Consider the following 14082-nt stretch of genomic DNA (forward strand, 5'->3'; position numbering starts at 1 on the left):
GCGGCAGCAGCCGCCGGCTTCTTGGCGGGCGCACGACGGCGGCGCACGGCCTTGACGGGCTCTGCAGCAGCGGGAGCGGCTTCTGCAGGCTCAGTTCCCGGGGCAGTCTCAGCGGCGGGACTCTCAGCGGAGGGAGTCTTTTCGGCTGCCGGCTCTGCGGCTGCTTCTGCGGCGGGACCGGCTTCGCCTGCCGGAACGCTCTTGCGGCGCGGCGCCCGCACGCGCTTGGGCTTCTCGGCGGCGGGTTCGGCTGCCGCTGTCTCTGCGGCAACTGCCTCTGCGGCTGCGGCTGTCTCTGCGGCTGCGGCTACCGGGCCTTCACCGGCGGCGCCGTCGGCAGCGGGTGCAGAAACAGCCACCGACTTGCGGCGGCTGCGGGTGGCACGTTTTGCCGGTTCCTTGGCCTGCGGTGCATCTGCCACAGGTGCGGAATCTGTGCCGCTTCCATTTGCTGCTAGGTCATTATTCAGTGCATCACTCATAAAAAACTTCGCTCCGGCCCCTGCGGCACTGGCCACATTCCAATGCCCAGCGGGCAATGTGTCAGCTGTGCGGCGCATCAGTTGCTGCCGCCAGCCGGAAGTCGTCTGGATGTCATCCGAGGTCGCACCATCTGTAGGGCGCGGGATCACTCGAAGACCAGCGGCGCTTTTCCTGCTACTCCCGGCACGTTCACGACGTTGCCGCTGCGGGTAGGTCTTATCGGCGGATTCCCTGGTTCCCATCCGGATTGATGGGCGAACTGCTTGGGAAGCGTCACCGACAGAACCGGAAGCCTGTCGCTGGACCGGTGCCGGAATGTGGTTCCGCCATCAGCCACAGCCATTATCTCACACGCCCGTCTTTTTGGCCCGCAACAACGCATAGACTCATTCGGTATCACCATCAGCCAAAAGGAGTTTCCCGTGCCTTCCAGTGCAGCCCACCAACAGGCCACCCGCCCGGCCGCCGAGCAGCAGGGTTCGGAACGCGGTTTTGCCTGGATCATGCTTGTGACCGGCGTTGTGGGATGGCTGGGTTCCGGCATCCTGGTCCTGGAACGTCTTCGTGTCTATGCCGACGCCAATTACATCACCAGCTGCGATATTAGCCCGTGGGTTTCCTGCGGAACCGTCTTCAAAACCTGGCAGGCGGCAATCTTCGGTTTCCCCAACCCGCTGATCGGCATTGTGGCTTTCTCCGTGATCATCACGACCGCCATGGGGCTGTTGGCCGGAGCCCGGTTTGCCCGCTGGTACTGGCTCGGCATGCAGGCAGGGGTGACACTGGGCATGGTGTTTGTGGTGTGGCTGTGGAGCCAGGCCCTGTTCGACATTTACGTGCTGTGCATTTACTGCATTGTGGTGTGGGCCGCCATGATTCCGCTTTTCGTTTTCACGACCGTACGCAACTTTTCCCGCGGCGTCCTTCCGGCACCGGCCGGTCTGGTGAAATTCCTCTCGGAATGGGTCTGGGTCATTGTGGCGCTGCTTTGGGTGGCCACTGCAGCCTCAATTTTCTTCCGATTTATGAATTCCTTCATCGGCTGAGTACGCTGATGCCCGCTGGGGCCCCGGCCCGCCTTCCGGCTGGTCGGGGCCCCAGCTCGTTATTCAGCCGGCAGAGCCCAGGCCAGCAGGACCGGCACGTCCTGTCCGCTCCAGGTGGCGGTCAATGACGGATCTGCCACTGCTTCTCCCCCCAGTTCCAGCACCCGCACCACTGACAGGTCCCAGTCCGTGGTCCGGATGCGCGCAACAGTCAGATCGGCCGGGCCCGGCTGCGGGCCTTCAACGAGCTCCTCGCCGCCAGGCAGTCCGCTGGCCACAACGCTGACCGACTCCGGGATGTCCTCCCGGACGCCGTCGTTCTCGAAGTACTGCGGCGCCTGTCCCTGGCCCGAAAGGATCGAGGCTGTCAGCGCCGCGGCATAGGCAGGGTCCCCGCAGGCGTCGTAGACCCACCTTGTGCCCAGTACCGAATGTTCCATGGTGGTGATCAGGTGCTTCTCAGCGCCTTCGAGCGGGGCTCCGCGGTAGGTCAGCGGGACCTGCACCACATCGGCCCCGACGGCGACGAGATGGGTCTCAATACCCACCTGTCCCTCCGGGTCATCGAAGCGGAACGAGCCGACCCGCTCAAGGGGCAGCTGACCGACGCGGGGGAACCACGGCCTCGTGGGCAGCCAAGAGGCAAGAAGTTCCATTTTGTCCGGGTGCAATTCTGCGTGATAAATGAGTGCCATGCGCCCAGCCTAGGGGTATTGGGCGCCTGCGTCAGGAATTTCCCCCGGCTGTGCCGGGTTGTCGCCTCTAGGCACCATCCCCCAGTCTTCAGGAGAACCATGCTTCGAGAAACCCCCGCACCCCGGCCCGGCAACGCTGCTCCCACCGCACTGGTGGCCGGGGCAACCGGAATTGCCGGCGACGCCATTGTTGACCTTCTGGTACAGCAGGGCTGGACCGTCCTGGCCCTGTCGCGCAAGGGAGGTGATCCGGACCCGGCACGTCCCGCCGTCGTACCCGTTGCCGCGGATCTGACCAGCCCCGAGACCCTCACTGCCGCCCTGGCAGAGCAGGCTCCGACTCACGTGTTCTTCACATCCTGGTCCAGGCAGGAAACCGAGGCGGAGAACATTGCGGTGAACTCTGCAATGGTCCGTAATCTCCTGACCTCTCTGGAACATGCACCGCTGGAACACGTGGCCCTGATGACCGGGCTCAAGCACTACATGGGACCGTTTGAGGCCTACGGCGAAGGTCCCATGCCGGACACCCCGTTCTCCGAGGAAGAACCGCGTCTTCCGGTGGACAACTTCTACTACGCCCAGGAAGACGAGCTCATGGCCGCCGCTCAGCGGCAGGGTTTCGCCTGGTCCGTGCACCGGGCGCACACGGTCATTGGTTTTGCCGTCGGCAATGCCATGAACATGGGCCAGACGCTGGCTGCGCAGGCAACGCTGTGCCGCGAACTCGGCCTGCCGTTTGTCTTCCCGGGCTCGGAAACCCAGTGGAACTCAGTCACGGACATGACCGACGCCGGCCTGCTGGCCGAACACATGCTGTGGGCCGCCACCGATCCGAAGACAGCCAACGAGGCGTTCAACGTGGTCAACGGCGATGTGTTCCGCTGGCGTTCCCTGTGGCCGCGCCTGGCTGAGTACTTCGGCGTGGAACCGGCGGGCTTCGACACCAAGCCGCGTCCGCTCGAGGAGCAGATGGCGGACATGGACGGGGCATGGAAAGACCTGGCAGCACGCCATTCACTGGCTGAACCGGACCTCTCCCGGCTGGCGACGTGGTGGCACACTGACGCGGATCTGGGGCGCAATATTGAAGTCCTCACCGACATGAGCAAGAGCCGAGTGGCAGGGTTCACCGGCTACCGCCGGACCGAAGACGCCTTCAAGGAGCTCTTTGCGCGGCTCAAGGCCGAACGCCTGATTCCGTAGCAAGCACCCCGCGGTAATACCGCCCGTCCCGTTTTAAAAGGCCGGGGGCCCGGGCACGGATCTGTTCCGTGCCCGGGCCCCCGGCCTTTTAATGCTGGTTAGGCGGGTTACTTACCGAACCAAATGCCGATCTCGCGTTCTGCGGACTCGGTGGAATCCGAACCGTGAACCAGGTTCTGCTGGACCGCCGTGCCCCAGTCGCGGCCGAAGTCACCGCGGATGGTGCCCGGAGCCGCCGTCGTCGGATCGGTGGTGCCGGCCAGTGAGCGGAAGCCCTCGATGACGCGTTCGCCTTCGAAGATGGCCGCCACAACGGGGCCGCTGAGCATGAACTCAACCAGCGGCTCGTAGAACGGCTTGCCCTCGTGCTCGGCGTAGTGCTCTTCGAGCACCTCGCGGGTGGCGTTCACCTTCTTCAGTTCGGCCAGGGTGTAGCCCTTGGCTTCCACGCGGGCCAGGATTGCGCCGGAGAGATTCCGCTTCACGCCGTCGGGTTTGATCAGTACAAGTGTGCGTTCGGTGCTCACGGTAAATCTCCTTGCGAGGTAGCGGTTTTCGAGTCTAAGCCTAGTCGGTGACGGGGGTGCCGGCAGTGCCTGTGCCCTCCACGGCCTCGGGATGGGCCTTTTCCCATTCCGCCTGCTCGCGGTCGCGCTGGCGGTTCTCCCGGTCCAGGCGCATGCCTGTCTTCAGCCCGTACCACCAGGTGGCGGCGAAGATGGCACCGATCAGGAACATCATTGGTTCCAGGAAGCCCGTGGCGATGATGACCAGCTGCAGGATCCAGCCGATGATCGGCCCGGCCGGCTTGGACAGAATGGCGCAGGTAGCAACCAGAGCCGCGAAGAGCACCAGTCCGCCGGTGAGGATGATCGCCGGGGACAGGACATCGCGCTGCAGGCCAAAAACGGCGAGCGTCGCGAACAGCACCAGGAACGCTTCCAGGACCAGGACCGTGGAGGCGAACATAATGCGGATGGAACGCCGTTTCTTGGGCATTCCCGGGCGCCACTCGCGCTGCGCCTTGGTGAGTTTTGCCATGGTGATTACTTTCCGAGAAGGGTGCGCGCTTCGGCCACCAGGGTAATGGAGCCGATAATGAGCACGCCGCCGGCGAGGTCATTGTTTTCCTCGGCCTTGGCCACCGCCCATTCAATGGCGTTGTCCAGGCCGGGCTCCACCTGCAGGTCTTCGTCGGCAAAGCCTGCATCGACGGCGTCCTGGACCAGGTCTTCGGCCGAAAGTGCGCGCGGGGAGCTGGACTGGGTCAGGCAGACGCCGGCGATCTGGTCACCGAGGGTTTCCCGCAGTTCGGTGAGGATGCCCACCGAGTCCTTCTCCGCCAGGATGCCGACCACCAGCACCAGCGACGTGAAGCTGAAGGCTTCCAGTACGGCTTCGGCTGATGCCTTGGCGCCGGCGGGGTTGTGCGCGGCGTCCACCACGATAGTGGGCGCGGTGCGGACCACCTCGAGGCGGCCGGGAGAGGAGACGGTGGAGAATCCGGTCCGCAGCAGTTCCACGTCCAGTTCCTTGGTGCCGCCGCCGATGAAGGCTTCCAGCGCAGCCACGGCTACGGCGGCGTTTTCCGCCTGGTGTTTGCCGTGCAGCGGCAGGAGCAGCTCCTCGTAGCGCCCGGCGAGTCCGGCGATGGTAAGCATTTGCCCGCCCACCGCCATGACGCGGGATTCGACGCCGAATTCGACGCCTTCAAAGCGGTACGGAATACCGACTTCACGTGCCTTTTCCAGCAGGACCTGCGCCGCTTCCATCGGCTGGGCCGCACTGATCAGGAAGCCGCCCTCCTTGATGATGCCGGCCTTTTCCACCGCGATGTCAGCGACGTCGTCGCCCAGCAGTTCCGTGTGGTCCAGGGAGATGGGTGTGACGACGGCAACGGATCCGTCTCCCACGTTGGTGGCATCGGTGATGCCGCCCAGCCCCACCTCAATGACCGCCACGTCCACAGGCTCATCGGCGAAGACAGCGAACGCCAGGATTGTCACGCATTCGAAGTAGGTCAGCCGGGGCTCACCTGCCGCCTCAAGCTCGGCATCGACAATGTCCAGATACGGGTGGATCTCGTCCCAGATCCGAACGAACGTCTCGTCCGAGACCGGTTCGCCGTCAATGCTGATCCGCTCGGTGACCTTGCTCAGGTGCGGGCTGGTGTACCGGCCGGTGCGCAGCCCGTAGGCCCGCAGCCCGGCTTCGATCATCCGCGCGGTGGACGTCTTGCCGTTGGTTCCGGTGATGTGGATGATCGGGAACGCCTTGTTGGGCTCCCCGAGCACCTCCATGGCCCGGAACAGCGGCGCCATGCGCGGTTCCATCTTGTTCTCGGGGGCGCGGCTCAGCAGCTCGGCGTAGACGCTTTCCACGGAGAACCCGTCGATTGCCCCGGAGGGTCCGTCGGACATGCTCATTAGATCTTCTCCACGGTGACGGTGAATTCTTCGGTGTCGCCGGCAAGCTCGACGGCGGTGACCACCAGCTGGTCGGTCAGGGTTTCGGACTTGATCAGTTCGGCGTTCGCTTCGAGGGCTGCAGCGGATTCCTGCGATGTCTTTACCTCGGTGCGGATGTGGTCGCTGATGTGCAGGTCCGCGTCGCGGCGGGCCTGCTGGATGGCACGGATGCCGTCGCGGGCGGTACCCTCGGCAGCCAGCTCCGGCGTGACCTCGGTGTTCAACACCAGGAAGCCGCCGCCGGGCAGCACGGAGACAGCCTTGGAGGATTCGCCGTCGGCGGTTTCCACCACCGTTTCCAGCGTGTATTCCTGCGGCTGCAGTTCCAGCCCGCCCGCGGTGACCGTGCCGGCGTCATCCACTGACCAGTCCCCTGATTTGGAAGCTTTGATCGCGGTCTGGACGTTCTTGCCCAGGCGGGGGCCTGCGGCGCGGGCGTTGACCACCAGCTTCTGCGTGATGCCGAACTCGGCCGGATCAGCGGCAGCGGCTTCCATCAGGCGAACCGACTTCAGGTTCAGTTCATCGGCGATGATTGCCGCGAACTGGCCCTGCAGCGACTCGGCGTCGGGAGCAACCACGGTCATTTCGGACAGCGGCAGCCGCACCCGGAGGTTGGCGGCCTTGCGCAGGGACGAGCCCACCGAAGCGATGCGGCGGGTGCGGTCCATGCGGTCCACCAAAGCGGGATCCTGCGGGAACAGGCCGGCGTCGGGCCAGTCGGTCAGGTGCACGGAGCGCCCGCCGGTCAGTCCGCGCCAGATTTCCTCGGAGACCAGCGGCAGCAGCGGAGCAGCCACCCGGCACACCGTTTCCAGGCAGGTGTAGAGCACGTCGAACGCCTGGGTGTCTTCATCGAAGAACCGGTTGCGGCTGCGGCGGATGTACCAGTTGGTCAGCGTGTCCATGTACTGGCGGAGCGTTTCGCAGGCCTCGGACACGTCGTAGCTGTCCAGCTCGGACGTCATGGTCCGCACCAGGTCGCCGGTGGCGGCCAGCATGTAGTTGTCCAGCGGTTCGGTGGACTCGTAGCGCGGCTTCGCCTCGTAGCCCCTGCCGTTGTTCGCGGCGTTGGTGTAGAGCGTGAAGAAGTGCCACACGTTCCACAGCGGCAGGATGACCTGGCGGACACCCTCGCGGATGCCCTGTTCGGTGACGATCAGGTTGCCGCCGCGCAGGATCGGAGAGGCCATGAGGAACCAGCGCATGGCGTCGGAGCCGTCGCGGTCCAGGACCTCGGAGACGTCCGGGTAGTTGCGCAGGGACTTGGACATCTTCTGCCCGTCGGAGCCCAGCACAATGCCGTGGCTGATGACGTTGCGGAAGGCCGGGCGGTCAAAGAGCGCGGTGGCCAGGACGTGCAGCGTGTAGAACCAGCCGCGGGTCTGGCCGATGTACTCCACGATGAAGTCACCCGGGTTGTGGTGCTCAAACCAGTCGGCGTTTTCATGCGGGTAATGCACCTGGGCGTAGGGCATGGAGCCGGAGTCGAACCAGACGTCCAGGACGTCTTCAACGCGGCGCATGGTGGACTGGCCCTCTTCGGGGGTGCGCGGATCGTCCGGGTTCGGGCGCGTCAGCTCGTCGATGAACGGGCGGTGCAGGTCCGGCTCGCCGGCATGATTGACCGGCAGCCGGCCAAAGTCGGCCTTGATCTCTTCCAGCGAACCGTACACGTCGGTGCGCGGGTAGTTGGGATCATCGGATACCCAGACCGGGATGGGGCTGCCCCAGTACCGGTTGCGGCTGATGGACCAGTCGCGGGCATTTTCCAGCCACTTGCCGAACTGGCCGTCCTTGACGTTTTCCGGGATCCAGTTGATCTGCTGGTTCAGTTCGACCATGCGGTCCTTGATCTTGGTGACCTCCACGAACCAGGAGGAAACAGCCTTGTAGATCAGCGGGTTCCGGCAGCGCCAGCAGTGCGGGTAGCTGTGCTCGTAGCTGGCCTGGCGCAGCAGCCGTCCGTCAGCGCGCAGCACGCGGGTGATGAGCTTGTTGGCGTCAAAAACCTGCAGCCCGGCAATGTCGGACAGCGGGCCGTCGGCGAACATGGGCAGGAACTTCCCGCCCTCGTCCACGGACAGGATCACCGGGATACCGTTGGCTTCGCAGATCTTCTGGTCATCTTCACCGTAGGCCGGTGCCTGGTGGACAATACCCGTGCCGTCGGTGGTGGTGACGTAGTCCGCCGGGACAATCCGCCAGGCGTTCTGCGTGCCCCACTTCTCCGTATCGGTGTAGTAGTTCCACAGCGGCTCGTAGGACAGTCCGGCCAGCTCGCTGCCCAGGTGTACGGAGGTGACGGCCGCGCGGGCGGCCTCGGCGTCGTCGTACCCCAGGTCCTTGGCGTAGGCACCCACGAGGTCTTCGGCCAGCAGGTAGCGGGCGTCCGGGTTCTCCTGCGGCGTGCCGTTGGGGCCTGCGGGCACCACGGCGTAGCGGACCGAGGGCCCGACGGCGAGGGCCATGTTGGTGGGCAGCGTCCAGGGGGTGGTGGTCCAGGCGACGGCGAGGACGCCGTCGAGCTCAGCGGAGAGCGCGTTGTCCCCGGCAGTGATCGGGAAGGTGACCGTGACGGTCTGGTCCTGGCGGTCCTTGTAGACGTCATCGTCCATGCGCAGCTCATGGTTGGACAGCGGCGTCTCGTCCTTCCAGCAGTACGGGAGCACCCGGAAGCCGCTGTAGGTCAGGCCCTTTTCATGCAGGGTCTTAAAGGCCCAGATGACCGACTCCATGTACTCGACGTTGAGCGTCTTGTAGTCGTTCTCGAAGTCCACCCAGCGGGCCTGGCGGGTGACGTAGTCCTTCCACTCACCGGCGTACTCCATCACGGAGGCGCGGCAGGCATCGTTGAACTTATCGATGCCCATCTTCTCGATCTGGACCTTGTCGGACATGCCCAGCTGCTTCATGGCTTCCAGCTCGGCGGGCAGGCCGTGGGTGTCCCAGCCGAAACGGCGTTCCACGCGGCGGCCGCGCTGGGTCTGGTAACGGGCCACCAGGTCCTTGACGTAACCGGTCAGCAGGTGGCCGTAGTGCGGCAGGCCGTTGGCGAAGGGCGGTCCGTCGTAGAAGACAAACTCGTTGGAGCCGTCCTTGCCGGCGGACCGGGCGTCAATTGAGGCCTGGAAGGTGCCGTCCTCATCCCAGTACTTCAGAACCAGTTCTTCGAGTTCCGGAAACTTCGGGGAGGACGGGGCGGCGTTTTCTGCCGGGGCGGCGGCCGTGGTGGCCTTGGGATAGATAGAAGGCATATTCGTCATCCTGATAGCGGCAAGTAGTTCTGATGAAGTACAGGATGCGAGGGCGGAGTCTTTGGCCGGCTCAGAGCCGGCGGCAAACCCGCGGTACCACCTCGCTTGCCGCCGTCGTCGTCTGCCCTGTGCACCTTGGTGCACCGCGCTGCCGACTCGGGCTGCCGCTCGTTGACTGCTGTGACGGGCTTACCCGTCCGGTTCTACTGGGCGTCAGCATCCCCAGACATCCCAGGACATCTGCAAAGGGGGTGCGGCGCCGTTCTTCCGGAAGCTCACCGGTGATAGCCGGGTCAAAGCTGCTTCCGCCAGTTTAGGCCACACCCCCGGGGTTGTCGAAGTTGCCCGGCGTGGTTATCCCTGCGCCGGCTGGCGGCGGATGACCTTGTGGTTGGCGGCCTGGGCCACGGGGCGCAGTACCACCTTGTCCAGGTTGATGTGGTGCGGCAGGTTCAGGGAGTAGGCCATGACGTCCGCAACGTCTTCTGCGGTCAGGGGCTTCTCCACGCCGGCGTAGACCTTGTCCGCAGCCTCCTTGTCGCCGAGCCGGTTCAGCGAGAATTCTTCGGTCTTGACCATGCCCGGCAGGATTTCGATGACTCGGACGTTGTTCTCCGCTTCTTCCAGCCGCAGTGTTTCGGCAAGCGCCTGCTCTGCGGACTTCGCCGCACAGTATCCGCCGCCGCCCTCATAGGAGGCGAGCGCCGCGGTGGAGGTCAGCATCAGGACGGAGCCCTGTCCGGAGGCACGCAGTGCGGGGAGGAAGGCCTGGGTGACGCGCAGCGCCCCGAGTACGTTGACGTTGTACATGGCCTCCCAGTCGGCGAGCTTTCCCGTACCCACGGAGTCAACGCCCCAGGCGCCGCCGGCATTGTTGATGACGGCGTCCACTCCCCCGGCGGCCAGCACCTCTTCAGCCAGCCGGGCCACGGATTCGCTGTCGGTCACGTCCGCGGTGACGGCCTGGGCTCCGGTCTCAGCAGCGAGTGCCTGCAGCCTGTCTTCGCGGCGGGCCACGGCCACCACGTCCCAACCTGAGTTCCGCAGGGCACGAACGGCCGCCGCTCCAATTCCTGAACTTGCTCCGGTAACTACTGCGCGCTTAGGGGTCATGGCACCACCCTAGCGACTTCTCCTTCCGGACAGGCTTCAGTGTTGCTGTGTGTCAGTGCGGCAGCGTTTCAGCCCTGCAGCGACATTGCCGCGCGGCGGACCTGATCCAGCCGGGCACCGAAGCCGGCCGGCACCCGGTCCGGAAGTTCGTCGATCGGGAACCAGCGGACATCCTCGCTCTCCGCACTGACGGAAAAGACGACGTCGGGATTCACAACCGCAGCGAATCCCACGTCCCAATGGGCGGCACAGGAGAAACCTCCGCTCAGCTCGTGCCGGTCAAGGTCCAGAAGAACGGGGGATGCAGCCGGAAGCAGCACAAGCTCATCGATTCCCGACTCTTCCCGGGCCTCCCGCCGGGCGGCTTCGGCAACCGATGCATCACCGGGCTCAACGTGACCGCCGAACTGCACCCAGAACTGCCCCTTGCGGTGGAAACACAGGAGCACACGGTCAAAATCCGGGGAGAATACGAAGCATGACCCGGTCACATGTTCCGGGCCGCCGTCCCGCCGCATAGCGGCATCCCCGGACCCGGTCAGGAACCGCAGATACTCGTCCCGCTGTTTCGATTCCGGACGTGCCCGGAGGCTGATGAGCAGATCTTCAAGAGGCATCCTGTTATTTTGCCGCATGTACGGATGAAGGGCGTACCGTCATGGCCCTCCGGTCAGGCCCAACAAATACTCCCGCAGCACCGCCGCTTCATTCTCCGTCGCGGAGCGTGCCCCGTAGAGCAGCACATTGTCCTCCCGGGAGGCACAGTCACGGGAAAAATCCGGAACCGCCGGGTTGGCGGCAAGCTCCCGGCGGTACCGTTCCTGGAATCCGGACCAGCGCTCTTCCTGGTGTCCGAACCATTTGCGCAGGTCAGTGCTCGGTGCCAGGTCCTTGAGCCACTCATCCAGTTCTGCCCGGGCCTTGGAAACCCCGCGCGGCCATAACCGGTCCACCAGGACCCGGTAGCCGCCGTCGGGCTTTTCATAGATGCGGCGGATACGGATGGAATCCGGGTTCTGCACAATCTTCGCCATACCCCGGATGCTACGGGCCGCCGGGCAGGACGGGACAGAGCTGCCGGCCGGGGACCGCTGCCGGACGGCGCAACAGTTCGCCGCGCTCCACTGCCCGCATGGAAGAATGGCACTATGGCTGAAAACTTTCCGGGCACAGACACGCCCGACAACGAACCCAAGACCGTATCCGTCCCCGACAAGCCCGCCCTTGAAGGGCTGGAAGCAACCCTGAGCCGCCGCTGGCGTGATGAGGGAACGTACGCGTTTAACGAAGACACGGTCCGCGAGGACGTCTACTCGATTGACACTCCCCCGCCCACTGCCTCCGGCTCGCTGCACGTGGGGCACATGTTCTCCTACACGCAGACCGACGTCCTGGCGCGTTACCAGCGCATGACCGGCAAGAACGTCTTCTACCCGATGGGCTGGGATGACAACGGCCTGCCCACCGAACGCCGGGTGCAGAACTACTACGGTGTCCGCTGCGATCCTACAAAGCCGTACGATCCCGATTACCGGCCGCCGGCAACCGCTCCCAAGAACCAGCGCGACTTTGACGTGATCTCCCGCCGGAACTTCATTGAGCTGTGTGAAGAGCTGGCTGTGGAGGATGAGAAGGTCTTCGAGGACCTCTTCTCCACCCTCGGCCTGTCGGTGGACTGGACCCGCACGTACCGCACCATTGATGACAACTCCCGCGCCGTCAGCCAGCGTGCCTTCCTGGAGAACCTCAAGGCCGGGGACGCCTATATGTCCGAGGCCCCCACACTGTGGGACGTCACCTTCCGCACCGCCGTGGCCCAGGCCGAGGTAGAGGACCGCGAGCAGCCCGGCGCGTACCACCGCATCAGCTTCCATGCGCCCGACGGCGAAAAGGTCTTCATCGAGACCACCCGTCCCGAACTGCTTCCGGCCTGCGTGGCGCTGGTGGCCCATCCCGACGACGAGCGCTACCAGCGGCTGTTCGGCACCAAAGTAACCTCCCCGCTGTTCGACGTCGAGGTGGAGGTGCGTGCCCATCCGCTGGCCAAGCCGGACAAGGGCTCGGGCATCGCCATGATCTGCACCTTCGGCGATCAGACCGACGTCACGTGGTGGCGTGAACTGAACCTGCCCACGCGCGCCGTCGTCGGCCGTGACGGCCGCCTCCTGGCAGAGACCCCGGACTGGATCACCACGGACAAGGCGAAGGAAAACTACGCCGCCGTGGCCGCCAAGACGGTCTTCAGCGCCAAGGAAGCCGTCGTCGAAATGCTGCGCGAAAGCGGAGACCTCGAAGGCGAGCCGAAGAAGATCACCCACCCGGTCAACTTCTTCGAAAAGGGCGACAAGCCCCTCGAGGTTGTCACCAGCCGCCAGTGGTACATCCGCAACGGCGGCCGCGACGAGGACCGCCGCGCAGCCCTGATTGCCCGCGGCAGGGAAATCGACTTCCACCCGGCCTTCATGCGCTCACGCTACGAAAACTGGATCGAGGGCCTGAACGGTGACTGGCTGGTCTCCCGCCAGCGCTTCTTCGGTGTTCCGGTGCCGGTCTGGTATCCGCTGGATGCCTCGGGCAACCCGGACTACGACAATCCCGTGCTGCCCTCCTCCGAGCAACTGCCCGTGGACCCGGCCGCCGAGCCGGCACCGGGTTACGAGGAATCCCAGCGCAATCAGCCCGGCGGCTTCGTGGGCGACGCAGATGTCCTGGACACCTGGGCCACGTCCTCGCTGACCCCGCAGATTGTGGGCGGCTGGAGCCGGGACGAGAACCTGTTCAGCAAGGTCTTCCCGTTTGACCTGCGGCCGCAGGGCCACGACATCATCCGGACCTGGCTGTTCTCCTCCGTGGTGCGCGCCGATGCCCTGAACCACGCGGCACCGTGGAAGCACGCCGCCATCTCCGGCTGGATCCTGGATCCGGACCGCAAGAAGATGTCCAAGTCCAAGGGCAACGTGGTGGTTCCCACCGACGTGCTCAACGACTACGGATCCGACGCCGTGCGCTACTGGGCGGCTTCCGCCAAGCTGGGCGCGGATACTGCCTACGAAATTGCGCAGATGAAGATTGGCCGCCGTCTGGCCATCAAGCTGCTCAATGCCTCAAAGTTCGTCCTGAACCTGGGTGCCACCGAGGCAAACGTCGTCACCTCGGACACTTCGGTCATCACCAACGCCCTGGACTCGGCACTGCTCAAGCAGCTGGCCGAAGTGGTCAATGCCTCCACCGCGGCCTTTGAGCGCTACGACTACGCCAAGGCCCTGCAGCTGACGGAGTCCTTCTTCTGGTCCTTCACTGACGACTACGTGGAGCTGATCAAGGACCGCGCCTACGGTGCCGCCGGTGAAGCTGAACAGGCGTCGGTGCTGGCCACGCTGGCCACCACGCTGGACGCCCTGCTGCGCCTGTTCGCCCCGTTCCTGCCCTTCGCCACCGAAGAGGTGTGGGGCTGGTGGCGCCACGGCTCGGTGCACCGCGCGCCGTGGCCGAACGTTGACGCCCTGTCCTCCGCCGTGGCAACGGCCGACGCCGGTATCCTGGCTACCGTTGCAACCGCCCTGGGCGGCATCCGCAAGGCCAAGTCCGAGGCGAAGGTCAAGCAGCGCACTGAGGTCCTGACAGCCACGGTAACGGCGTCCGAGGCCCAGGTGGCACAGCTGCAGGCCGGCCTCGCCGACCTGAAGGCTGCCGGCAACGTCCGGGAACTGTCCCTGGCATCCGGCGAAGGCGAATTGTCCGTGTCCGACGTCGAGCTGGCGCCTCCGGCCGAGTAGGCCGCACGCCACAGGCACGGCGAATTTCCGCCGCATTC

Annotated in this window: 11 protein-coding genes and 1 pseudogene; 3 read left to right on the plus strand and 9 right to left on the minus strand. The window is 65.0% G+C overall.

Annotation, left to right across the window (positions count from 1 at the left end; genetic code table 11):
• Positions 1–422: pseudogene (locus tag QMA10_RS14150) on the minus strand (hypothetical protein); the annotation flags it as partial.
• A 564-nt stretch (positions 423–986) separates the two neighbouring features.
• Here QMA10_RS14150 and QMA10_RS14155 point away from each other — a divergent pair.
• Entirely contained in the window at positions 987–1529 is a 543-nt protein-coding gene (locus QMA10_RS14155; RefSeq protein ID WP_290169415.1) for a vitamin K epoxide reductase family protein, read from the plus strand.
• A 59-nt stretch (positions 1530–1588) separates the two neighbouring features.
• On the opposite strand, the gene QMA10_RS14160 is transcribed toward QMA10_RS14155, so the two are convergent.
• Positions 1589–2224 (minus strand): hypothetical protein, encoded by a 636-nt coding sequence (locus QMA10_RS14160; protein ID WP_290169332.1) that lies wholly within the window; start codon positions 2222–2224, stop codon positions 1589–1591.
• Between the two features lie 99 nt (positions 2225–2323).
• Here QMA10_RS14160 and QMA10_RS14165 point away from each other — a divergent pair, with 99 nt between their 5' ends.
• Entirely contained in the window at positions 2324–3430 is a 1107-nt protein-coding gene (locus QMA10_RS14165; protein ID WP_290169334.1) for an SDR family oxidoreductase, read from the plus strand.
• Between the two features lie 107 nt (positions 3431–3537).
• Here the strand turns inward: QMA10_RS14165 and ndk are convergent, their stop codons facing one another.
• The 7 genes from ndk to QMA10_RS14200 all read right to left on the minus strand — a co-directional run bounded on the left by ndk (position 3538) and on the right by QMA10_RS14200 (position 11302).
• Positions 3538–3957, minus strand: a complete 420-nt coding sequence (gene ndk, locus QMA10_RS14170) for a nucleoside-diphosphate kinase (RefSeq protein WP_290169336.1) — start codon at positions 3955–3957, stop codon at positions 3538–3540.
• A 40-nt stretch (positions 3958–3997) separates the two neighbouring features.
• Entirely contained in the window at positions 3998–4471 is a 474-nt protein-coding gene (locus QMA10_RS14175) for a DUF4233 domain-containing protein (protein WP_290169337.1), read from the minus strand.
• A 5-nt stretch (positions 4472–4476) separates the two neighbouring features.
• A complete protein-coding gene (locus tag QMA10_RS14180; RefSeq protein ID WP_290169340.1) occupies positions 4477–5856 on the minus strand; it encodes a folylpolyglutamate synthase/dihydrofolate synthase family protein in 1380 nt (459 codons plus the stop codon).
• Positions 5856–9164 (minus strand): isoleucine--tRNA ligase, encoded by a 3309-nt coding sequence (gene ileS, locus QMA10_RS14185; RefSeq protein WP_290169341.1) that lies wholly within the window; start codon positions 9162–9164, stop codon positions 5856–5858. The genes QMA10_RS14180 and ileS overlap by 1 nt, the downstream gene beginning before the upstream one ends.
• Before the next feature lie 345 nt (positions 9165–9509).
• Entirely contained in the window at positions 9510–10268 is a 759-nt protein-coding gene (locus tag QMA10_RS14190; protein WP_290169344.1) for an SDR family oxidoreductase, read from the minus strand.
• Positions 10269–10336: 68 nt separating this feature from the next.
• Positions 10337–10885: an NUDIX domain-containing protein gene (locus QMA10_RS14195; RefSeq protein ID WP_290169345.1), complete on the minus strand. Its 549-nt coding sequence runs from the start codon at positions 10883–10885 to the stop codon at positions 10337–10339.
• A gap of 39 nt (positions 10886–10924) precedes the next feature.
• Positions 10925–11302: a DUF488 family protein gene (locus QMA10_RS14200; RefSeq protein WP_290169347.1), complete on the minus strand. Its 378-nt coding sequence runs from the start codon at positions 11300–11302 to the stop codon at positions 10925–10927.
• A 114-nt stretch (positions 11303–11416) separates the two neighbouring features.
• Here QMA10_RS14200 and valS point away from each other — a divergent pair, with 114 nt between their 5' ends.
• The gene (valS, locus tag QMA10_RS14205; protein ID WP_290169348.1) at positions 11417–14044 is read left to right on the plus strand and encodes a valine--tRNA ligase; all 2628 of its coding nucleotides are present in this window, start codon (positions 11417–11419) and stop codon (positions 14042–14044) included.
• Positions 14045–14082 lie beyond the last annotated feature (38 nt).

The sequence above is a fragment of the Arthrobacter sp. APC 3897 genome (genome assembly GCF_030407495.1).
Taxonomy (GTDB): domain Bacteria; phylum Actinomycetota; class Actinomycetes; order Actinomycetales; family Micrococcaceae; genus Arthrobacter_B.